This window comes from Marinobacter koreensis, assembly GCF_023156285.1.
In the GTDB taxonomy this organism is placed as follows: Bacteria; Pseudomonadota; Gammaproteobacteria; order Pseudomonadales; family Oleiphilaceae; genus Marinobacter; species Marinobacter koreensis.
Window position 1 is genome coordinate 500,955 of record NZ_JAKZAJ010000002.1, and the last position, 22,183, is coordinate 523,137.

At 61.1% G+C, this 22,183-nt stretch carries 21 protein-coding genes; 7 read left to right on the forward strand and 14 right to left on the reverse strand.

The window, feature by feature from the left end:
* The first annotated feature begins 91 nt into the window (after nt 1-91).
* Entirely contained in the window at nt 92-1,429 is a 1,338-nt protein-coding gene (locus MLD04_RS07385) for a S8 family serine peptidase (RefSeq protein ID WP_248156353.1), read from the forward strand.
* Between the two features lie 5 nt (nt 1,430-1,434).
* Here MLD04_RS07385 and MLD04_RS07390 read toward each other — a convergent pair whose 3' ends face one another.
* From MLD04_RS07390 to MLD04_RS07405, 4 genes are all read right to left on the reverse strand, one after another.
* Nucleotides 1,435-2,301 carry a porin gene (locus tag MLD04_RS07390; protein ID WP_248156355.1) on the reverse strand — a complete coding sequence of 289 codons (867 nt, stop codon included), beginning with the start codon at nt 2,299-2,301 and terminating at the stop codon, nt 1,435-1,437.
* Between the two features lie 182 nt (nt 2,302-2,483).
* Nucleotides 2,484-2,996 (reverse strand): hypothetical protein, encoded by a 513-nt coding sequence (locus MLD04_RS07395; protein WP_248156357.1) that lies wholly within the window; start codon nt 2,994-2,996, stop codon nt 2,484-2,486.
* 66 nt (nt 2,997-3,062) lie between these two features.
* A complete protein-coding gene (locus MLD04_RS07400; protein WP_248156359.1) occupies nt 3,063-4,955 on the reverse strand; it encodes a monovalent cation:proton antiporter-2 (CPA2) family protein in 1,893 nt (630 codons plus the stop codon).
* A 26-nt stretch (nt 4,956-4,981) separates the two neighbouring features.
* Complete coding sequence (locus MLD04_RS07405) at nt 4,982-5,194, reverse strand: hypothetical protein (protein WP_008939937.1); 213 nt, start codon at nt 5,192-5,194, stop codon at nt 4,982-4,984.
* A 156-nt stretch (nt 5,195-5,350) separates the two neighbouring features.
* On the opposite strand from MLD04_RS07405, the gene MLD04_RS07410 reads away from it, so the two are divergent.
* Nucleotides 5,351-6,031, forward strand: coding sequence for a DUF4396 domain-containing protein (locus MLD04_RS07410; protein WP_248156361.1), 681 nt, complete (start codon nt 5,351-5,353; stop codon nt 6,029-6,031).
* Between the two features lie 11 nt (nt 6,032-6,042).
* Here MLD04_RS07410 and MLD04_RS07415 read toward each other — a convergent pair whose 3' ends face one another.
* Both MLD04_RS07415 and MLD04_RS07420 read right to left on the reverse strand, forming a co-directional pair.
* The gene (locus MLD04_RS07415) at nt 6,043-6,255 is read right to left on the reverse strand and encodes a hypothetical protein (RefSeq protein WP_248156362.1); all 213 of its coding nucleotides are present in this window, start codon (nt 6,253-6,255) and stop codon (nt 6,043-6,045) included.
* Nucleotides 6,239-7,624 carry a sensor domain-containing diguanylate cyclase gene (locus MLD04_RS07420; RefSeq protein ID WP_248156363.1) on the reverse strand — a complete coding sequence of 462 codons (1,386 nt, stop codon included), beginning with the start codon at nt 7,622-7,624 and terminating at the stop codon, nt 6,239-6,241. Before MLD04_RS07420 ends, MLD04_RS07415 begins: the two co-directional genes overlap by 17 nt.
* Before the next feature lie 137 nt (nt 7,625-7,761).
* Here MLD04_RS07420 and MLD04_RS07425 point away from each other — a divergent pair, with 137 nt between their 5' ends.
* The gene (locus MLD04_RS07425; RefSeq protein WP_248156364.1) at nt 7,762-8,961 is read left to right on the forward strand and encodes an MFS transporter; all 1,200 of its coding nucleotides are present in this window, start codon (nt 7,762-7,764) and stop codon (nt 8,959-8,961) included.
* A gap of 126 nt (nt 8,962-9,087) precedes the next feature.
* Complete coding sequence (locus tag MLD04_RS07430; RefSeq protein WP_248156366.1) at nt 9,088-11,673, forward strand: EAL domain-containing protein; 2,586 nt, start codon at nt 9,088-9,090, stop codon at nt 11,671-11,673.
* Nucleotides 11,674-11,689: 16 nt separating this feature from the next.
* Here MLD04_RS07430 and MLD04_RS07435 read toward each other — a convergent pair whose 3' ends face one another.
* On the reverse strand, nt 11,690-12,496 hold the full coding sequence (locus MLD04_RS07435) for a DODA-type extradiol aromatic ring-opening family dioxygenase (protein ID WP_248156368.1): 807 nt from the start codon (nt 12,494-12,496) through the stop codon (nt 11,690-11,692).
* 67 nt (nt 12,497-12,563) lie between these two features.
* On the reverse strand, nt 12,564-13,043 hold the full coding sequence (locus MLD04_RS07440; protein WP_248156370.1) for a DoxX family protein: 480 nt from the start codon (nt 13,041-13,043) through the stop codon (nt 12,564-12,566).
* 163 nt (nt 13,044-13,206) lie between these two features.
* On the opposite strand from MLD04_RS07440, the gene MLD04_RS07445 reads away from it, so the two are divergent.
* Nucleotides 13,207-14,115 carry a LysR family transcriptional regulator gene (locus MLD04_RS07445; protein WP_248156372.1) on the forward strand — a complete coding sequence of 303 codons (909 nt, stop codon included), beginning with the start codon at nt 13,207-13,209 and terminating at the stop codon, nt 14,113-14,115.
* Nucleotides 14,116-14,124: 9 nt separating this feature from the next.
* Here the strand turns inward: MLD04_RS07445 and MLD04_RS07450 are convergent, their stop codons facing one another.
* Nucleotides 14,125-16,320, reverse strand: coding sequence for an OsmC domain/YcaO domain-containing protein (locus MLD04_RS07450; RefSeq protein WP_248156374.1), 2,196 nt, complete (start codon nt 16,318-16,320; stop codon nt 14,125-14,127).
* Nucleotides 16,321-16,496: 176 nt separating this feature from the next.
* Here MLD04_RS07450 and MLD04_RS07455 point away from each other — a divergent pair, with 176 nt between their 5' ends.
* On the forward strand, nt 16,497-16,868 hold the full coding sequence (locus MLD04_RS07455) for a VOC family protein (protein WP_008939948.1): 372 nt from the start codon (nt 16,497-16,499) through the stop codon (nt 16,866-16,868).
* 30 nt (nt 16,869-16,898) lie between these two features.
* Here the strand turns inward: MLD04_RS07455 and MLD04_RS07460 are convergent, their stop codons facing one another.
* From MLD04_RS07460 to osmF, 4 genes are read right to left on the reverse strand one after another with little or no spacing between them, the layout of a single operon-like run.
* Nucleotides 16,899-17,642, reverse strand: a complete 744-nt coding sequence (locus MLD04_RS07460) for an ABC transporter permease (RefSeq protein WP_248156860.1) — start codon at nt 17,640-17,642, stop codon at nt 16,899-16,901.
* Nucleotides 17,642-18,589, reverse strand: coding sequence for an ABC transporter ATP-binding protein (locus MLD04_RS07465; protein ID WP_248156376.1), 948 nt, complete (start codon nt 18,587-18,589; stop codon nt 17,642-17,644). Before MLD04_RS07465 ends, MLD04_RS07460 begins: the two co-directional genes overlap by 1 nt.
* 21 nt (nt 18,590-18,610) lie before the next feature.
* The gene (locus MLD04_RS07470; protein ID WP_248156378.1) at nt 18,611-19,768 is read right to left on the reverse strand and encodes an ABC transporter permease; all 1,158 of its coding nucleotides are present in this window, start codon (nt 19,766-19,768) and stop codon (nt 18,611-18,613) included.
* Between the two features lie 3 nt (nt 19,769-19,771).
* Nucleotides 19,772-20,695, reverse strand: a complete 924-nt coding sequence (gene osmF, locus MLD04_RS07475) for a glycine betaine ABC transporter substrate-binding protein OsmF (RefSeq protein ID WP_248156379.1) — start codon at nt 20,693-20,695, stop codon at nt 19,772-19,774.
* 177 nt (nt 20,696-20,872) lie between these two features.
* Between osmF and MLD04_RS07480 the strand changes: the two genes are divergently transcribed.
* Nucleotides 20,873-21,676, forward strand: a complete 804-nt coding sequence (locus MLD04_RS07480; RefSeq protein WP_248156381.1) for an enoyl-CoA hydratase-related protein — start codon at nt 20,873-20,875, stop codon at nt 21,674-21,676.
* A gap of 6 nt (nt 21,677-21,682) precedes the next feature.
* On the opposite strand, the gene MLD04_RS07485 is transcribed toward MLD04_RS07480, so the two are convergent.
* Nucleotides 21,683-22,165, reverse strand: coding sequence for a cupin domain-containing protein (locus tag MLD04_RS07485; protein WP_248156383.1), 483 nt, complete (start codon nt 22,163-22,165; stop codon nt 21,683-21,685).
* Between the last annotated feature and the right edge of the window lie 18 nt (nt 22,166-22,183).

Consider the following 22,183-nt stretch of genomic DNA (forward strand, 5'->3'; position numbering starts at 1 on the left):
CAGGCGGCAAAATATTCCCGGGATCCGGGAATATTTCTGTCCCGGGGCCGTTAACCTGACAGAGACATTCTTTGCAACGGATACAGACACGATGAAACACCGCTCCCCGATCCGGTTCGTCGGCACATTCGGCCTGATTTGCATAGTGACGGTGGCGGACTGGAGCAACCCCGCGCACGCGCAGGTCCCGGGCGACCTGATCCGCCAGCCCGCCGATACGATCTCACAGCAGGTCGAGGAACGCGTGGAAAACCGGGTGGAACAATCCGTTTCCCAACGCCTGAACCAGCAAGTGGAAGAGCAGCTGTCGACAACGGCCAAAGCCGCCCGAAAACTCAGGGACAGGCTGGCCGTCCGGACATCGTCGGGCAAGGTCGCCTTTCATCAGGTCTCACTGCCAAACGGAGACATTGCCGTCGAACGACAGTGGCTCTTCACCGGCACCGCCGAGGAGATCGCCCGTCTTCGCCAGTCGGACATCCGGATAATCCAGCGGCAATCCCTGGAAAGCCTGGGACTGACGGTGGTTCGATTCGAAGTGCCCGACAACCTGGATTCGAGAGACGCGCTGGCCAGGCTGCTGCCCGACGCGGCCGACCGACTGGACCGGAACCACGTCTACCGGCCCCAGGCGGGGGCCGGGCCCTCCTCTCCGAATAATCCGGAGCCGAATCCCGCGGGAACGTGCCCGATGCCGACACCTGTGGGCATGGTGGATACCGGTGTTGAGGTGGATCACCCAATGCTGAAAGGTGTTCAGGTAGAACAGCGGCAATTTCTGGAGGAAGACGGAGACACCCTGGCTGAACCCCGGAAACACGGCACGGAAGTGGCCGGCATCCTCGCCACTCACTTGAGCGCCGAAGCGTCTTCTGACGCCCGGCTGTTCAGCGCCTCGGTGTTCCATGGCCAGGATAACCGGTCGGACGGGGCAACCCTGGGGCATCTGCTGCAGGGCCTGAACTGGCTGGCCAGCCAACCGGTCAGGGTCATCAACATCAGCCTCACCGGGCCAGACAACCGCATTCTGGAAACCGCCATTCAGGCGCTGGAAAAGCGGGGCATTCTGCTGGTGGCGGCCGTTGGCAACGCCGGGCCTTCGGCGCCGCCGCTTTATCCGGCCGCTTATCCGGGGGTCATCGGCGTAACCGCCATTGATCGCGACGACCGGCTCTACCGGTGGGCCAACAGGGGCAATCAGGTCATGTTTGCCGCCAGGGGCGTCAACATTCGCGTTGCCGATCCCGGTGGCGGACAGTCTGTGCAGAGTGGCACTTCACTGGCGGCACCGGTGGTATCGGCCATGCTCGCCTGCGAACAAACCGGCCAGTCACCGGACACCGCTGTGCAGCTCCTCAAAAACCGGGCCCGGGATCTGGGCCCGCCGGGGCGGGACCCCGGCTATGGCTACGGTGCAGTCGGTCCCTAGCCGGCTCAGAATCCGGCTTTGAGCGTGACGCTGGCCACCGTTTTACGATAATCCTCGGAATCCACAGCGGCGTGATAGAAGCCCTGGGACAGCTGTGTTTCGAGGCTGAAGATGCTGGAAAGGTCCACCGTCCAGCCCGCCTGAAAGACACTGGCGGTCTCGGCGCGGTCCTGGGTTTGGGTCGTGGTGGTGGGGGATGCGAACGGATTGAACAGCGGGTCCTGGGCCGCCGGGTCGGTGCTGGTCAGCACCACATCGTCGTAATCCCGCTTCTCGAAACGCCAGCCCAGGCTGAACCGGTTCCGGTGTCCGGACAGATCAACGGTATGCACGAGTTTCGACCGGAAACGGACCAGGCGGTTGTCGTAATAGTCCGACCGCGCATCCTCCCGGTCACCATCGACACCCAGCAGCACGTGGGAGTGCGCATCGTTGAAAAACAGATACGCTTCGCCGGTCACGCCCTGGATGTCCGCATCCCGAGCCTCGCTGTCCTCAAAGGATTTCCGCTTTTTCTGCACACTGCCCCGCAGGTACACGTCGTCGCTCACCAGTGATCCGATAAAGACACTGGTACGGGCGTAATCGAGGAAAGGGTCCGAATCGAGCGTCGCGTGGGAGAAATGGTAGCTGGCTCCCAGCGTGAACGGATCAAAGTCATAGCCGGCCTCGGCGGACAGCAGATGAATGTCCTGGTCGAACTCGTCATAGGTCTGGTAACGGTTACCGGTGAACGAGTAGCCCAGGTTCAGGTGAGCCCTGTCACCCGGATTCCATTCGCCGTCCACGCCCGCCCCGATCAACCAGGCTTCATCACTCTTGCCGGACGCGGCATTCAGGTTGTCCACCGTCAGGTTGCTATCGTATTCCATCCCTGTCTCAACGTGGCCGCTCAAGCCGGTACTGGACTCGGCCCACACAGCGGGCGCCGATACCGCAAGACAGAGACTCAACATCGTTCTGGAACAGGATTTTCCGTACAGCATGAAACACCTCTTCAGAGCGAAGACAACCGGGTCCTGTTGCAGACCCGGCCGTCACGTTTCAATGGTTCTTAAAGCAGGCCGTCCTGAGTCGCACCCTTGACGCTGCTCTTGACGTTGTTGCGGACCTCATTGCGCACGCTTTCCGATACAGACGCACCCACCTCGCCGCGGGTTTCAGTCCGTACCTCGGTCTTCCGTGCCTCCTCGACCCGGTTTTTCACTTCGTTCTGTTCCCGGGCCGCCGTATCCTGAGACTCCTCGGCTTTTGCCTCGGCCGTCGTCCGCACTCTTTCGCCAGCCTGAACGGCAGTGCTCTTCATCGCCTGTGACTCCTCGCGGGCCTGCTCACGGACTTTCTGGCCGTTTTTGCGCGCCTGCTCCCGAACGGCATCCCCGTGAACGTTGGCATCGCCGGAGGCCGATGCCCCGCCACTGGTTTGCACGCCGTCCTGGCCGCTGGCCTGGGCGCTCATGTTGGCTTGCGCATTTACGTTGGCATCAGCAGAACCGCCAGCCTGGGCCGCGGAAGCACCGGTGGCAACGAGTGAACAGATGGCAAGAGTAAGTAGCTGCTTTTTCATGGTACGTCCTCCTTCTGAATGACCCATTTGGGTGACTTTCATCAGGAAGACGGCTGGGGAGAGAGGTTATTCCATATTTTTTTCAGGCGGTGTCCAGACCGGCACATCTTCCCGCCTTGGTTCGTCCCAGTCCTGCTGCATGGCACCACTGAGCGCTTCCTCAAGTTTCATGAACAACTCGCTGTAACGGGGACTGAAACTGATGCCCTCCTGGATGTCTTTCCAGGCCTCGAACAGTTGGTCTTCGTGGGCACGCTCATTTTCAAAGAAGGCCCAGGTCATCTGGCGGGCCCGCATGGGGTGAACGCCCATTGCGGTCATGGCATGCCCCCCCAGTTCCAGCGCCGAATGATAGGTCTCGCTCACCACATCATCAGCGCCGGCCTGACGGAGTCGATAGCCGTGGCCGCGGTCAAACGCCCGGGCCAGCACCCAGACACCGGGATGAAACTGCTTCACGTGCTCCACCATCTTGACGGCCCGGTCGCGATCATCGATTGCCACCACCAGCAGCCGGGCCTCATCAATGCCCGCGGTTTCCAGCAAATCCGGGCGGCTGGCGTCGCCGAAATAACTTTTCAGACCGATCTGGCGGACGTTCTCGATCTGTTCGATTTCGTGATCAAGCACCACTGTGGGAATGTTGTTGGCCCGGAGCAGGCGGCACACAATCTGGCCAAAGCGCCCGACCCCGGCCACGATCACCGGTGCCTGTTCCTCAATGGTGTCCGCCTCACGATCCGCGTTCTTTGTTCGCCGGTACCAGGGCAACACCACGCGGTCGTAGACAATAAACAGCAAGGGCGTCAGGAACATGGACAGGGCCACCACCAGCGAAAGCAGCTGGGACAGGTCCGTGGGAATCACCCGGTTCTGGACACTGTAGTTGAGCAGTACGAATCCGAATTCACCGGCCTGGGCCAATCCGAGCGTGAACAACCAACCGTTGCTGCCCCGCACTCCGAACAGTAGCGCCAGCGCCCAAAGAATCAGCGCTTTCACCAGAATCACCGTCAGCACCAGCGCCAGCACCGTGCCCCAGTCATCCACCAGCAGGCCGAAATTGATTCCGGCACCCACGGTGATGAAGAACAGCCCCAGCAGCAGGCCTTTGAACGGCTCGATATTGGCTTCCAGTTCATGCCGGAATTCACTGTTGGCGAGCACCACGCCTGCGAGGAAGGCGCCAAGTGCGGGGGACAGATTGACCAGGCTCATCAAAGCGGCAATGCCGATGACCAGCATCAGGGCGGTGGCGGTAAACACCTCCCGCAAACCCGAGCGGACGACATAACGGAACAGGGGGCGTCCCAGATAGAAGCCGCCACCGATCACGGCGGCTACGGCTGCGACCACCACCAGGGCGTGGGCCCAGGCCGGAAGTCCATCCACGAGATTCAGATGCTCACCGGTCGCCAGCCCGGATCCCGACTCCTCTGCTCCGGGAATCACCGCCAGCAAAGGGATCAGCGCAAGAACCGGGATGACGGCTATATCCTGGAACAGCAGCACGGAGAAGGCGCTCCGGCCCCCTTCCGTCTTGCCAAGGCCCTTCTCATTCAGGGTCTGAAGAACGATCGCCGTCGACGACAGTGCGAAGATGAAGCCGACCGTCAGTGCCGTCTGCCAGACCAGGCCAAACCAGAGACCGACCCCCAGGCCGGCCAGTGCCGAGACCGCCACCTGTAATCCGCCCAGTCCGACCAGCCGAACCCGCATGGCCCACAGGGCCTTGGGATCGAGTTCCATGCCGACCAGAAACAGCATCATGACGACACCAAATTCGGCAAAATGCTGGATGGTGGAGGCCTCCTGGCCGACCAGACCGGCCACCGGGCCGATGGCAACGCCGGCAACCAGGTAGCCCAGCACGGAGCCGAGTCCGAATCGCTGGGCCAGAGGCACGGCGATGACCGCCGCAACGAGGTAGATAAAGGCCTGGACGAAATAGGCGGTCATTCAGCTGCTTCTTGTCAGGTGTGGGTTCAGCGCTTCCGGCGATAATCCGGATCGGTCCAGCACACCGGAAGCGGCTCGCCGGAGGGAAAGACCAGTTCGGTTTTTGGGAAAGACTCCGGGTCCTGGGCTTCCTCACCATAGTGCAGGCTGCCTTTCACGCTGTTCACATGGGGATCGAACAGGTCGTTGGTATCCAGTACTTCAATCAGGTGGCCGTTGCTTTTATCCGCGACAAACATGGCAGCACTCCTTTTCCGAACCGTTTTTTTAACGGTAACAGAGAACCGGGTATTGTGCCGGTCCCGATTGCCCGGGGTTGAAAAAAACCTATACCGGTCTAATGGTTAGTTATATACGTATTCAAATTCATCACGAGCAAAAGGATCAACGACATTATGACGATTGATCAGATGCAGTCGATGATTGATAGCTGGAGTGGCCTGGGTGTCTGGCTGGCACTGGTAGCGGCCAGTGTCATCTGGGTGGTGTATGACCTGCAAACCCGGAACAGTCACATTCCCTCCATTATGCAATGGGTCTGGATTCTCACGGTACTTTACTCCGGCCCGATCGGGGTCGCGGTGTACCGCTATTCAGGTCGCAAGGAAATCCCCACGGATAACCTGGCCAGAAAGGGTTTCCGCTCGGTCGCCCACTGCTACTCCGGATGCGGCATGGGTGAGGTACTGGGTGTGCTTCTGGCGGTCGGACTGCTGGCCACAGGTAATTTCTGGGCATCCATCATCACCTTCATCCTGGCCTACATTTTCGGCTTCGCGCTGAACGTCGGGCCGATGATGCAGAACGGCATGGCCTTCGCCGATGCGGTCAAAGGCGCCTTTGTGGCGGAAACCATCAGCATTACCGTGATGGAGGCGGTTGCGATCTCCACCGGGCTGCTACTGGGTGGTCAGGCCGGCATGGGTGACGCCCTGTTCTGGACCTCACTCTATATTTCCCTGTCACTGGGGCTGTTCGCCGCCTGGCCCGCCAACATGCTGCTGATTCATTTCGGCCTGAAGGGTGGCATGGGCGATCCCCGCGACGTTCACGCCCAGCACGCGCACTGCCATTAAGGCAGTGGCAGTCAGAGCCTGATGAAATAGGGCACCGCCATCAGCACCACACCGGCAACGATCAGGGCGTAGACGTTGGCGATGAAATAGGGAATGCCCATCAGGCCAATACCGGCGGCAAGCGGCACGATCGACTTCTGCCGCTTGCCGTACAGTGCAAACCCGAAGCCAATGGCCCCGAACACGATCCCCCAGATCAGTTGCCCTTCACTCTGTAGTCCCACTGCTATCTGTGCCTCCCCAGTCGTGATTTAAACGTTGTCGTTTCATCGCGTACATGCCCGCATCCGCCGTGCGCAGCAGCTGCTCGGCAGACTCTCCGTCCCGCGGATACAGCGCCAGGCCGATGCTGGCCCGCATGGCGAACGACTCACCACACAGCAGCATGGGCGCCGCCAAGGCCTCCCTGAGCTTGAGCAGCGTGTTCTGCGCCGATGATGGGCCGGTCAGGCCGGTCAACAGGACCGTGAATTCGTCGCCACCCATTCTCGCCACCGTGTCCGCTTCCCGGGTATTGGCCTCCAGCCGCCGGGCCACCTCACGCAGCATGAGATCGCCCAGTTCATGGCCCTTTGAATCGTTGATCTGCTTGAATCCGTCCAGATCGAGGTACAGCAGAGCCAGGACTTCACCGCTGCGGCGGGCCGATCTCAACGCCGTTTCCAGGCGGTCGTAGAACAGTGAGCGATTGGTCAGGCCCGTGAGCGGATCGTGGTGCGCCAGGAAGCGCAGGTCTTCCTCAACCCGTTTGCGTTCTACGGCCGTCGCCAGCTGGGTCGCCACGAATTCCAGCAAATCCCGGTCTTCCGTGGAGTAATGCTCGGCGGAGGACAGGCTCTCGACGACCACCGCACCCAGGATGCGTCCCCGGGATTCCAGCGGCACCCCCAGCCAGCTGGCCGCCTGGTGTTCAACCGGGCCCGTGCGCCCAAGCCCGGGTCGGTCGGGATTGCTCCTGGCCAACAGCGCCTGCCCTGTCCGAATCACCTCCGCCATGGCCGAGTTTGCCTGCAGCGGGCCATCCACCCAGGCTTGTTCGCGGTCCGTCGAAAAGTAGGGATAGGAAACCACTTCTTTCTTATCGTCGTAGAAGGCCAGGTAAAGATCGTTCGTGGAAAAGAGCGCGCCGATAACCCGGTGGATCTCTTCGCACAATGCGCTCAGGCTGTCGGCGGCATGGGCGGATTGGGAAATCCGGTACAACGCGTCGCGGGTCTGATCGGAGCGACGCAACGCGGTCACGTCTCGCGCCACCGCAATGCGCACACGTTCTTCCTCTAGCCAGCGGGCAGACCAGAGGATAGTGATCGTGTTGCCATCCTTGTGCACGTAACGGTTTTCAAAGTCGATGTGGGGGGCGCCGGCCATCACTCTCCGGGCCGCCGCGAGCGTGCGCTCCAGGTCATCGGGGTGGAGGTAATCCAGTATCGGCGTACCCCTCATCTCCGCCGGGCGGTAACCGAACACCTGCTCACAGGCGTCGCTGATAAAAACAATGATGCCCGACTCGTCCACCACAAGCACAGGATCAAGCAGCAAATGAACCAGCTTGGGATACAGTTGGTCGAGATTGACGGTGCTAGTCGGCGGCATAGGGATCGATGCATAGGAACTCTCTGACGATCATAGTGCCGTTTGGCGATAAGCGACAGCCGCAGTATGCCGTTGAATGATGCAAATCACGCCCCAAATGGATAGCATTCTAACCGGATTCACCAATTTGAGGTCCTATGAACCCGTCTACCGACGCTCCCAACCTTAGACCCAACGACCTGCTCACGTTCATCATGGCCCTGGCCTGTGGCGTTGCGGTGGCCAACATCTACTACGCCCAGCCACTGCTGGACACGCTGGCCCGCTATTTCGACGTCGGTCAGGGCTCGGCCGGCATCATCATCACCATGACGCAGTTGGGTTATGCCACGGGACTGATTCTGCTCGTTCCGCTCGGCGATCTGCTTGAACGCCGGCGGCTGATCACGGCCATGTCCGTGGTCACGGCACTGTCCCTGGCCGGGATTGCCCTGTCGCCCACTATCGAACTGTTCATCGTCACCGCCCTGGCCACCGGGGTAACCGCGGTGGTCGCCCAGGTCCTGGTGCCGTTTGCGGCCCATATGGCCAGTGACGCCGAACGCGGACGAGTGGTTGGCCGGGTGATGACCGGACTGCTGCTGGGCATCCTGTTGGCGCGGGTGGTGTCCGGAAGCATTGCGGACCTGCTGGGTTGGCGAGCCGTGTACTGGATAGCGGCGGGCATCATGATCCTGCAGACGATCATGCTGGCCCGTCTGCTTCCAAGGGAGCCAGCACAATCGGCCATGCCATACGCCCGTTTGCTGCTGTCAGTGCTGACGCTGATGCGGGAAGAGCCCCTTCTGCGTCGGCGCATTTTCTATGGTGCCCTGGGTTTTGCCGCCTTCAGCGCCTTCTGGACCACCATTCCGTTCCTGCTGGCACAGGCGCCCTACCATTATCCCGATTCCATGATCGGCCTGTTCGGCTTGCTCGGCGTCGCCGGCGCACTCTGCGCCAACCTCGCCGGCAGCCTGCACGACCGGGGCCATTCCCGAAGCGGGACGGTGCTGTTCCAGGCGATGATCGGCGCCTCGTTTGTGTTGATGGCGGTCTACGCCCACAGTCTGGCGGCGATCATCGTGGGCATTATCCTGCTGGATCTTGGCGTGCAGGGTAATCAGATCCTCAACCAGAGCGCGATCTACCAGATCCGCCCGGATGCCCGAAGCCGCATTACCACCGCCTACATGACCTGCTATTTCCTGGGCGGCGCAGCGGGTTCCGCCGGCGCTGCCTACCTGTACCAGTTTGCAGGCTGGACCGGCGCCTGCACGCTGGGCGGCGCTCTTGGGCTGACCGGCGTCCTGTTCTGGCTAACGGAGCCCCGAGAACAGAGCGCCAAATCTGTGTGAATTCCGTACACAAATCGCTACACGAAAAACGGTCGATTTGTCGCCAGATCGGCGCTAGGATTTGAGGAGAACCCGGGCCCACAACAACAAGGCAACCACAATGGCCGACTGTAGGGTGAAACGACCTTGAGCCTCCTGCGAGTTCCTCATTTCCTGGCGCTGCTGTCGCTGCTCGCGGTATACACGACCGCATGGGGCGAAGGCACAGGCACCAACGTCGTCAAACCATCGGCGCCGATCACGGCCCATTTCCAGTACTGGGAGGATCCGGCGGGCACGGCCACCATCGATGACGTCCTCCGGCTCAGTCCCTCGCAGTGGCAGGCTAATAACTCCGGCAACGCCACCTTCGGTATCACGAAATCGGCCTACTGGCTTCGCTTTCCCGTGGTCAACCAGACCTCCGAACGCCTGAACCTTATCGCCGAACTGGCCTATGCACCGCTGGACGACGGTATTTTCCATGTTTTCGAAAATGGCCGCGAAGTCCGCACCTTCCGCACCGGTGACACCCATCAATTCTATCCACGGGACGTCGACAACCCGAACCTGCTGCTCCGATTCTCGCTGGAGCCGGGGGCAACCAAAACCATCTATGCCCGGGTACAGACGGCCGGAACCATGGTCATACCGCTACGAATCTGGCGGGAAAACCGGTTCTTCGAAGCGGCCGCCAATGAACAGAAACTGCACTTTTTCTATTACGGCTGCCTGGCGGTCATCGTACTGATCAACCTGGCGGTGTTTCTCACCCTCCGGGAGCGCCTGTATCTCTACTACGCGCTGGCCGTGGCTGGTTACGTGATGTTCTTCGCGTCCATCAAGGGTTTCACCTTCCAGCATCTGTATCCGGATTTCCCCCAGGTCCACGCCCGGGTACTGCTGGCCTCGATGCCTTTCCTGGCGTTGTTCTCGCTCCTGTTCTGCCGCGACTTCCTGAAAGTTCGTGAACACAGCCCGAAACTGGATATGGCGCTTCGGGCAATGATGGTATTCGAGTTCTCGTTCCTGATGGTGTCACTGGTCATCAGCTACAACGCCGCCATCATGCTCTCCTCCGTGTCTGCGCTCGTTTTCTTCTCCCTGTTGCTTGTCGCCGGTCCCGTCTCCTGGGCGGCGGGCGTTCGCGCGGGTGCCTTCTTCACCGTCGCCTGGACACCCCTGACCATCGGCGTTCTGGCCACAGCCGGCCGGTCGCTGGGGGTATTTCCGGAGAACTTCTTCACCGAATACGCCATGCAGATCGGTTCGGGACTGGAAGCCTTCATACTGACCCTGGCACTGGCGGACCGCCTCTATTGGGAACGGGAAGACAAGATCAAGGCCCAGGCAGAAAGCCTGCGCCAGGAGAAAGCCCGCAGTGAGGCACAGAACCAGCTGACCGAAGCCATGACCCACGACCCGGTGACTGGCCTGCCCAACCGCAACCGGTTTGAACGCATGGTGAATCAGCAGCTGCAGCGACATCCGGGCGGCCACTACATGGTCGGTGTCGCTCGCATCACGCGGCTGGATGAGATCAACCGGACCCTGGGACTGACCCGAAGCGACCGCCTGTTGAAGGATATTGCCGCCCAGATGACCGAACTGGCCGGACGCCTGCCGATCGTCAAAGGCAGCCTGGATCATCATGGTCGCGAGGAACGGGTCTACCAGTTATCAGGTGACAGCTTTGGTGTGTTCGTGGACGCCGAAAGTGCCACAGATAACTTCCAGGCCCTGAACCGGGCGCTGCGGAAACTGTCCGAGCCCATTTACCTGGACAGCCTGGCCATCGAGCTGCATCCGAAGTTCGGCGCCGCAGCCTTCCCGATGCATGGCAACAATGCCGCCCAGCTTATCCGGAATGCCCATGTCGGCATGGAAATCGCGCCCCACGGCCCGTTCGAAACCGGTGTGTATTCACCGGACTATGACATCTACAGCGAGAGCCGCCTGACGCTCATGTCCGACCTGCGGGAGGCCCTGCACAGCAACCAGACCCAGATGCATTACCAGCCCAAGATCGACCTGGCGACGGGACGGGTCGTGGGCCTGGAGGCACTCATTCGCTGGCATCATCCGGAGCGCGGGGACGTTGGTCCGGCGGAATTCATTCCGCTGGCCGAAGAAACCGGCGTCATCCGGGAAGTCACCCGCTGGGCCCTGGACCGGAGTATCCAGGACCTTGCCCGATTGGGGGCCAGGCATCAGTTACTTGGCCTCTCGGTCAACATTTCCGCCCGGGATCTGATGTCACGGGACCTGCCGGCAGTTATCGAGGATCTGCTGGCCCGGTATTCGGTGGCGCCAGAACGACTGACCCTCGAGCTGACCGAGACTGCCGCCATGGAAGATCCGGAAAGCGGGCTCAAGGCTCTGCAGACCCTGGCCAACATTGGCTTGCAGGTGTCCATCGACGATTTCGGCAGTGGCTACTCTTCCCTTTCCTACCTCAAGCAATTGCCGGTGAGCGAAATCAAGCTGGACCGCTCGCTGGTCATGGATATCGCTACCAGTGAGAGCGCTCGCGTGATTGTCGAAACCGCGATCAACATGGCCCATGGCCTCGGTTATCGCATCGTCGCCGAAGGCGTGGAAACCGACGACGCGGCCGAACTGCTGAGGGACATGCGCTGCGATACCCTGCAGGGCTTCTGGCTCAGCCGGCCCATCGCGCTTGATGCCCTCTCGGACTGGCTCGCCGAGCGGCCACATTTCGCAAAATCGTGAATGTCTGCGCCCGCTGCTAGCATCCAGACCAATAAAACATGCCCGATTGCTTTCCGAGGATTGTTGCCTCGATTCGTTGTTTCGCCGCCTTGCCTGCCATTCCGTAACACACATGCAGTGGCAACAGATGTTCCTCACGTGGGTGGCAGAATCGGGCGTGAGGTGCCGCCTCCCAGTGCACCAGGCGATCGAACCGCGCGCCTTCACTCATCCCGGGATCGGTACAGGTTTCCTCAAGCCAGTCCTCGAAAGCCTCGTTCCGGGCCTGGATATCGGCTGTCGTCGGCGCAAAGAAAGCCCGCATGTTATGGAACGAGAAGCCAGAGCCGATGACCAGCAGGTTGTCATGGTCCAGTGCCTGGAGGGCACGGCCAATATCCAGATGGGTCCTGGCATCCAGGGTATTAACCAGCGACAGCTGGACACAGGGGATATCCGCCTCCGGATACATCAGCTTCAGGGGCACGAACAACCCGTGATCGAAGCCTCGCTGATCGTCGAGATTCGCCGGTATCCCGGCTTTCTCCAGCGCCGCCTGAACCTTTCCCGCCAGCGCGGGTTCGCCGGGGCAGGGGTACTGGATGTCATAGGACTCGGGAGGAAACCCGTAGTAATCGTAGATCAACGAAGGCGACGACCCGGAGGTAATCGTCGGTACCGATTCTTCCCAATGCGCGCTGATGACCAGTATCGCCGAGGGCTTAGGCAGGGTTTGGGCAATTTCCGTGAGCCGATCCACCATCTCCCGGTGACCAGGATCCCCCAGCAGCGGCATCGGACCGCCACCGTGAGAAATGAACAGAATATCGGTCGTTTTTTGCATGTTGGTTACTCCCGAAAGGGTGTTCCCGGACAGGTCCGGGAACACCCGTAATCCTGACGATCGCCGGTTATGCCGCCGCAGGCTTGCGGTACCCGGCCCCGCTACCGAGACGCTCGAGCAGGACATTATCCAGCGCGAATCGTCCGCCTCCCTGAATGGCCAGCGACAGACTCACTACAAACAGGGTCAGGGCATACTCATACCCATTGTTGGCCATGAACAGACCGTTCTGGATATGCACACTGAAGATGGCAACCAGCATGGTAAAGGCCACGACCAGCGCCGCGGGCCGGGTCAGCAGGCCCAGGGCCAGCGCCAGGCCACCAAAGAACTCGGCACTGCCGGCCATCAGCGCCATCAGGTAGCCCGGTTCCAGACCAATGCTGGCCATCCACTGCCCGGTGCCTTCCAGGCCATAACCGCCAAACCAGGCAAACAGCTTCTGTGAACCGTGAGCCGCCAGCGTCAGGCCGACCGGAACTCTCAGGACGAGTGCCGCCAAGCCGCCGCTGGAACCAAAAAGTGTTTGTGCAAACCGGGTATTCATAAGGGTCACCTTCAATCTTTCGCTGTTGGATGGTTCTGAAGCCCCGCTCCAGAAGATGGGACCACTTTACTATCCCCAAAACAAAAGACTAAGACGCCCATTGTTGGTTTATTAGCAACGTATAGTTGATAATCATCAAGGACGCCAAAACCAGGACAAGCTCATGGATCGTATCGACGCCATGCGTGCCTTTGTCACCGTCGTGAACGAGGGCACCTTCACCCGCGCGGCTGACCGGCTGGAGATGTCACCGCAGCTGGTCAGCAAATATGTCTCCCAGCTTGAACAGCACCTGGGTGTACGCCTGCTGAACCGGACCACCCGAAAGCTCCACCTGACCGAAGCTGGCACCCGTTACCACCAGCGGGCCGGACAGGTGCTCAACGACATCGACGATCTGGAGAACCAGCTGGGCGACCTGCAGAGCGAGGCCAGAGGCCTGCTTCGCATCAGCGCGCCGGTCTCCTTTGCCATCCGCCACATGGCCCCGCTGCTGACCGGGTTCCAGAAGGCCCACCCGGCCGTGGATATCGACCTGCAACTGAACGACAGGAAGGTGGATATTGTCGAGGAAGGGTTCGATATTGCCCTGCGTATCGGCCACCTGAAGAGCTCGTCCCTGATCGCCAAACGCATCGCCCCGGTGCGGCTGGTCACCTGTGCCTCACCGGCCTATCTGGCAGAGCACGGCACACCGCAGCGGCCGGAAGACCTCCGGGATCACCGTTATCTGCGCTACAGCTATATGGATCAGGATGCGACCGGACAGGTGCACCGGTGGCTGCAGGGGACGGAGACACATTCGGCTGGGGATATGGTCAGCAACAATGGCGATGTGCTGGTGGAGGCCGCCATTGCCGGAGCCGGCATCGCGGTCCAGCCCACGTTCATCGCCGGCTCCGCGATCCGGGAGGGCAGGTTACAGATCATCCTCCCCGATCACGAACCCGAACCGATGGCGTTATACGCGGTGTACGCGCACCGCCAGCTGCTGGCCAGCAAGGTGCGCAGTTTTGTCGACTTTCTCGACGGCTATTTCGGGGAACCACCCTACTGGGACCGGTTCGACTGAGACCGCGTCTCAACCCTCGGACAGGCCTGCCGCCCGCGCCCGGGCCGCGTGCAGCTTCTTGTAGCTCTCCACCAGCCGCAGGTGCTTGTCCAGCCCTTCCAGCTGGGTATTGGTCGGTGTCAGGCCATGGAAGCGCACGGTACCCTCGACGGAACCGACCACCGCGTCCATGGTGTCGTCGCCGAACATACGGCGGAAATTGACGATGTAGTCGTCCAGCTCCAGCTCTTCATCCAGCGTGACTTCCAGTACCGCCTGCATGGCCTGGTAGAACAGGCCCCGTTCCACCGTGTTGTCGTTGAACTGCAGGAACATCTCGACGAATTCCAGCGCTTCCTCGTGCCAGCCCAGAGCCAGGCAGATCAGCAGCTTCAGCTCCAGGATGGTCAGCTGCCCCCAGACGGTGTTCTCGTCGAATTCCACCCCGATCAGGGTGATGATCGTCATGTAGTTGTCGAGCTGGCTGGCCTCCAGACGCTCCGCCAGGTCCGCCAGCTGCTCATCACTCAGGGCATGCAGGTTGAGGATGTCTTCCCGGTAGTCCAGGGCCATGTTGGTGTTGTCCCAGATCAGATCCTCCACCGGGTAGACCTCGGAATACCCGGGCACCAGGATGCGGCAGGTGGGTGCGCCCAGGTCCTCGTGGACCGCCACATACACCTCCTTGCCCAGTTCCTCGAGGATGCCGAGAAGATGCGCCGCCTCCTCCTCGTTGGTGCCGGAGAAGTTCCAGTCACTGAACTCGATGTCCGACTTCGCGCTGAAGAACCGCCAGGACACCACACCGGTGGAGTCGATGAAGTGCTCGACGAAATTGTTGGGCTCGGCCACGGCCAGGCTGTTGAACGTGGGGGGTGGCACGTCGTTCAGCCCTTCAAAGCTGCGGCCCTGCATCAGCTCGGTGAGGCTGCGCTCCAGGGCCACGTGGAAACTCGGATGGGCACCGAACGAGGCAAACACGCCACCGGTTTTCGGGTTCATCAGGGTCACGCACATCACCGGGAACCGGCCGCCCAGGGAGGCATCTTTCACGAGGATCGGGAAGCCCTGTTGTTCCAGGGCCTCGATGCCTTCCACGATCTCCGGATACCGTTCTAGTACATGGCGGGGTACGTCCGGAAGCGCGATTTCCTGTTCGATGATCTGCTTCTTCACCGCCCGCTCGAAGATTTCCGAGAGGCACTGCACCTTGGCTTCAGCCAGGGTGTTGCCGGCGCTCATGCCGTTGCTCAGAAACAGGTTTTCCACCAGGTTGGAGGGGAAATACACCACCTCGCCGTCGGACTGGCGTACGTAGGGCAAGGCGCAGATGCCGCGATCCACCCGGCCGGAATTGGTGTCGATCAGGTTGGAGCCACGCAGCTCCCCCTCCGGGTTGTAGATGGCCAGACAGTGATCATCCAGGATGCCCTCGGGCAACTCGTCCTCCGGCCCCGGCTGGAACCATTTCTCATCCGGGTAGTGGACGAACTCGGCATGGGCGATTTCTTCCCCGAAATACTGATCGTTGTAGAAGAAGTTGCAGTTGAGCCGCTCGATGAATTCGCCCAGCGCCGAACACAGGGCGCTTTCCTTGGTGGCGCCCTTGCCGTTGGTAAAGCACATGGGTGAGGCAGCATCCCGGATGTGCAGCGACCACACGTGGGGCACGATGTTGCGCCAGGAAGCGATCTCGATCTTCATGCCCAGCTCCCGCAGGATGCCGGTCATCTTGGCGATGGTCTGCTCCAGCGGCGCATCCTTGCCCTCAATGAAGGTGTGGTGCTCGCTGTCCGGCTCTACCATGAGCAGCGCCTGGGCATCCTCATCCAGATTCTCCACCGTCTCGATCTCGAACGTCGGGCCGGTCTGCACCACCTTCTTCACCGTGCAGCGCTCGATCGACCGCAGGATACCCTGCCGGTCCTTCTCGGACAGATCCTCCGGCAGTTCCACCTGGATCTTGAAAATCTGGTTGTACCGGTCCTCCGGATCAACGATGTTGTTCTGCGACAGCCGGATATTGTCGGTGGGAATATTCCGCGCCAGGCAATACACTCGCACAAAGTAGGCGGCACAGAGCGCCGAGGATGCCAGGAAGTAGTCGAAAGGACTCGGTGCCGAGCCATCGCCCTTGTACCGGATGGGCTGGTCGGTGACGACGGTGAAGTCGTCGAATTTGGCCTCAAGGCGGAGGTTGTCGAGAAAATTGACTTTGATTTCCATAGCGGGAGCACCAGGCTTGGAGAATTTCGGCGAGCCATCAGGCTGAAACCCGCCATTATCCAGTTTTTACCGGGCTTCGTCTCTCCGTATTACTGCGGTAACCGGGAGACACAGCAAACTTTTTGCAGCGGCTTTCGTATTCCTGCTGCTACACCCATCAACGAGGAGAAACAGGCATGATCGGATACGTCACCATCGGCGTGAGTGATATGGAACGGGCGAAAGCCTTCTACAGCGACCTGCTGGGCGACCTGGGCGCGAAAGTGCTGCTGGATATGGGGCGCATCGCCTTCATCGGCAAGAGCATGCGTGAACCCATGCTCGCGGTATGCACCCCCTTCAACGAAGAGCCCAACCACCCGGGCAACGGCAACATGCTGGCCATTCATCCCGGCTCCAAAGAAGCTGTGGATGCCCACTACAAAAAGGCCATCGATCTGGGCGCCACCTGTGACGGCGAACCGGGTCAGCGCATCCCGAACCAGTTCTATGGCGCCTACGTGAAAGACCCGGACGGCAACAAACTGGCGTTTTTCTACTTCGGCTGAGCCCCTACAAAGCCAATCAGTAGGCGCTGATCAACCCGCCACCTGTGGTGAAAACCGACGGTCCCAGGTTCGCTCCAGCGCCTCGAACAGACTGTCGGTGGTCAGTGCCAACAGGCCTATCAGGATCGCCCCCTGCAGCACATACGCGGTGTTGCCATTGACCAGCCCGGCAATGACCGGATCGCCCAGCGTGCGGGCACCAATGGTGGAGCCGATGGCTGCGGTGGCGATGTTGATGGTGACGGAGGTGCGAATACCCGCCAGAATCACCCTGCCCGCCAGGGGAAGTTCCGCCCGCACCAGCACCTGCAGCGGTGACATGCCCATTCCCCGAGCCGCCTCTTTCACGGCAGGATTGATACTCTCCAGTCCCGCCAGGGTATTCCGCAGGATTGGCAACAGGCCATAGAGCATCAGCGCCACCAGGATCGGCGCTTCGCCGAAACCCAGGACCGGCACTGCCAGCGCCAGCACGGCCACCGGCGGGAACGTCTGGCCAATGGACGCGATCTGGCTGACCAGCGGCAGGAAATCCCGCCCCGAGGGACGCGTGGCAAAAATACCGCCGGCCACGGCGGCCAGGGTGCCAGCCGCCGCCGATACGATCACCAGAAACACATGGTTCTGCAGGAGAAACAGAAAGCTCTCGCGCTCATAGATCACCTGCTGTTTGTCCGGCTGTATCCAGTGAAACAGTGGCTCCAGCGCAGGCATGCCGGTGCTCAACCCAATCAGGAGAACGGCCAGCAGGACGGGGGGCAACCAGAGCCGCATCACGCGCCTTCCCGGACAATGCGTTCGCGGGTGATCACACCGGTCTCTTCGCCCCGGCTATTGAAGACGGGCACCTGCGGAGTGTCCTGCCAGAGCATGACCGACAGCGCCAGACGCAGGCTGTCTTCCTCCCTGAGTCCCTCTGTTCCGGGTTCCGGACGTTTTGGCGCCGGATGCGCCTGCATCAGCTCACGCACCGTTCGCAGACCCATCAGTTTCAGGCCCCGATCCTGTTTGCCAACCAGATTCTCGACAAACTCGGTCGCGGGGCGCCGGAGGATGTTCTCCGGGGTGTCGTGCTGGATAATCCGCCCCTGGTCCATCACGGCGATGCGGGTCGCCAGTTTCAGGGCCTCGTCAATATCGTGGGTGACAAACACGGTGGTTTTACGCACCTGCTTCTGGATGCGCAGCATCTCCAGCTGGAGGTTCTCCCGGGTGATCGCATCCAGCGCGCCGAAGGGTTCGTCCATCAGCAGGATGTTCGGATCCGCCGCCAGCGCCCTGGCTACTCCAACCCGCTGCGCCTGGCCACCGGACAGTTGCTGGGGATATTTGTTGGCGTGGGTGGACGGGTCCAGGTCCAGCAGGGTCATCAGCTCGTGGACCCGGGCGTCGATGCGCTCCCGGGGCCACTTCAGCAACTGCGGCACCATGGCGATGTTGCGGGCCACCGTCCAGTGGGGAAACAGCCCCGTGCCCTGGATCACGTAGCCCATGTTGAGCCGGAGCTGCTCCGGATTCATGGTGCCGATGTCTTCCCCGTCCACCAGGATTTCACCGTCGGTTCGGGGCAACAGGCGGTTGATCATCCGCAGGGTGGTGGATTTTCCGCAGCCGGAACTGCCCACCAGCACGCAGACCTCGCCGGTCTCGATGGTCAGGTCGATGTTATCCACCGCGACGGCGTTTCCGAAGCGACGGGTGACATGTTTGAGTTCGATCATCCGGACAATTCCTTTTCCCAGTCAGACACGGGCGGCGGCGGGCCTGAAACTGGCCGCAAGCATTGTGAGTAAGGCGTCGGCCAGCAGGGCGAGTACGATGGTCGGCAAGGCCCCGAGCAGAACCAGATCCATGGCCGCCTGACCCAGGCCCTGGAAAATAAAACTGCCAAAACCACCGGCACCGATCAGTGCCGCGACCGCGGTCAGGCCGATCGCCTGGATGGTGGTAATGCGCACCCCCTCGATAATAACCGGCAGCGCCAGCGGTAATTTGAGTTTGAAGAACAGCTGCCGTTCATTCATGCCCATCCCGCGACCGGCATCGGCCAGCTCTTCAGGCACCTCCGTCAGAGCGACAAAGGTGTTGCGAACCATCGGCAGGAGGCTGTAGGCGATCAGTGCCAGCAGTGCCGGCGCCCAGCCAATTCCCCGGATACCCAGGGACTCCAGCGCCGGAAAGGCTGCCACCAGCGCGCTGAGCGGTGCAATCAGCAAGCCGAATACGGCCAGGCTGGGAATGGTTTGCAGAAAGCTCACCAGGCCGAGAATGGGCCGCTGCCAGGCGGGGCTTCGCATCATTTTCAGGGCCAGGCCAAATGCCAGAACCGCACTGATGGTCACCGCCCCGAACGCCAGCGTCAGGTGGGTCCAGAGCGCCTGTTCGAACTTGGCCGGCCGCGCGTTGAATTCCCGCACCAGCGACAGACTCTCAAGCCCGTCGCTCTGCAGGAACACCACCCAGCTACTGCCAATCACCACCACGAGCAGGAGCTGCAGGCCGCGACGGCGCCCGAGCTGCCCGACCACTTCAATCAGCATCAGGGAAAGCAGGAACAACAGGCACCAGAAACCCGCACCAACGGACGACCGCGCGTAGGGAGAGTCTTCCGGAAGATGTCGGCTCGCAAATACCTCCAGGAGCAGCGGCAACAACGCCAGCGACAGACCGATCAGGGCCAACAGCAACAGGTATCGGCCACGCACCCTCAGGACGGCGAGCAGAATCGCCCCTGCCAGCGCCGACGTGACCAGTGCCGCACCGCCCCAGCCAACGGCCGAGACCAGGCCATGGCCCGTGCCGGGCACGATCCGGTTCGGCTGAATGGCGCCAAGATCCAGCAGCCAGACCAGCGCCAGGGCCAGCAGCCCCAACGCCGCAATCACACGGTTAACAGACAAACCTCAGTCCTGGCTCAGGGAGTCCAGGTAATCCCGTGCCACCTTCTTTGCAGGCACCCCGTTCACCGCCACCTGACCGTTCAGGCGCTGGAGGGTTTCCAGATCCAGGGATTCGAAGATCGGCTTCAGGACATCGCGGATCGCCGGATAGGCATTCAGCACTTCGGCACGAACAATCGGGGTCGGCTGGTAGACCGGCTGAACGCCCTTCGTGTCCGTCATCACCTTGAGATCCAGCGCGTCCAGACCACCATCGGTACCATAGGTCATGGCCCCGTTGACGTCGTTGTTGTTCAGGGCAGCCGCCCGGAGGGTCGCGGCGGTGTTACCCCCGGAAAGAATCAGCAGCTGGTCAGAGTCCAGCTTGAAACCATAGGCCTTCTGGAAGGCAGGCAAGGCGCTGGGCGATTCGACAAATTCGGAACTGGCGGCAAACTTGAAGGCACCACCGCCATTGATGTACTTCGCCAGATCTTCCAGGGTCTTCAGGCCCTGATCCCGCGCCAGATCGCCCCGCACACTCATGGCCCAGGTGTTGTTGGCTTGTGCGGGTGTCAGCCAGACGATGTTGTTGGCTTCCCGATCCAGCTGGGCGGCCTGCTTGTAGGCCTTGTCCGCGTCTTTCCAGAGATCCCGGTCCGCCTGGTCGAAAAAGAACGCCGCATTGCCGGTGTATTCCGGGTAGATATCGATTTCACCGGCCTTGATGGCGTTGCGCACAATGCTCGTGCCGCCCAGCTGCAGGCGATTCTCGACCGGAATTCCGGCGTCCTCCAGCGATTGCAGAACCATCTGGCCCAGCACGGCGCCTTCGGTATCAATCTTCGACGACACCACCACGGGATCGGCGGCCATCGCCGGCGCGGTGATCAGCATAGCGGTTAGTGCCGCAGCGCGGCGAAAGCGGGAGATAAGGGACACAGCCATTCCTCTTCGTTGTTTGAATGAATTTGGCAATCGAAGGGGGCCGCAATCCTCGCGGCCGATCACTTTTAGTCTATGGCACGCACATACGAAGGCAAGGCCGGATTGGTCTTCGATGCGTGAGCCCCGAGCACCCGATCGTTTATCATGGCATCAACGTTGAACCACGAGGATTCCCCGATGGCAAACCTGCCCCAGCTTTCCGATGCCCTGCTTACCCTGGAAGACCGGGTCGCGGTCCTGACCCTGAACCGACATGACCTGCGCAACGCCCTCACCGGCTCAAACCTGATCGATGACCTCGTCGCCACGGCAGACTGGGTCAACCACTGCGACGACGTCTCGGTGCTGGTCATCACCGGGGCAGGTTCGGCGTTCAGCGCCGGCGGTAACATCCGCGACATGGCGGACCGCAGCGGCGATTTTGCCGGCGATCCGGCGGAGTGTGCCGAGCGGTACCGCAAGGGCATCCAGCGCATCCCGCTGGCCATGCAGGCAATTGAAGTGCCGGTGATTGCCGCAGTGAATGGCCCGGCCATTGGCGCCGGCTTTGATCTGGCCAACATGGCGGACATCCGGATCGCCGCAGACACGGCCAAATTCGGCGAGACGTTCCTGAACCTGGGGATCATCCCGGGGGATGGCGGTGCCTGGTTCATGCAGCGCCTGATCGGTTATCAACGGGCCTTCGAACTGACCCTGACCGGACGCGTTGTCGATGCCGCCGAGGCGAAAGACCTGGGCATTGTGATGGACATGGTCCCGGCGGACGAGCTGATGCCAAAGGCACTGGCCATGGCCACCAAAATGGCCAGCCAGCCACCGAAGGCGACCCGCCTCACCAAACGCCTGATGAAGATGGCACAACGCATGGAGCTGAAGGACTTCCTGGACCTGTGTGCGTGCTTCCAGGGCATGAGCCACAACGAGCCGGAGCATCTGGAAGCGGTGCAGAAGATGCTGGCCAGCATGGCCCGGAAGTAACCGGGCTCAGATTTTCCGGCCGGCGGTCGGTTCGACCACATTCTCCAGATCCACCAGGTTCCAGGGCATCCCGACGTTCCTGTAGATCCGCTTCTGCAGCCTGGGATAATCCGCCACGTCGTGATCGGCTCTCTGGCCGACCACGATGCACCGGAGGGTGCTGTCGCCGGTATTCTTCAATGCATGGGCCTCGCCGCCGGTCCGATAGCCGATGAAATCCCCGGCCGACACCGCCACTGTCTGGTCACCAATCGTGGCCTCCGCCGTGCCCTCCAGAATGTAGACGCACTCTTCCTCGTGGTAATGCACGTGCAATTCCGTGGTTTCCCGGCCGGGCGCCACCTCGATGATGTGAAAGCCGATCCGGTTCAGCCCCGTCAGGTCCCCCAGGGACTTGTTGCGACGCTGGGCATTCTCGTTGAGAAAATGCGTCTTCTCGACGCCCTCGAAATCCTCGATTTCCTGGCGGGTAACGATGTATCTGTCCATCCACGGGCTCCTTGTTCT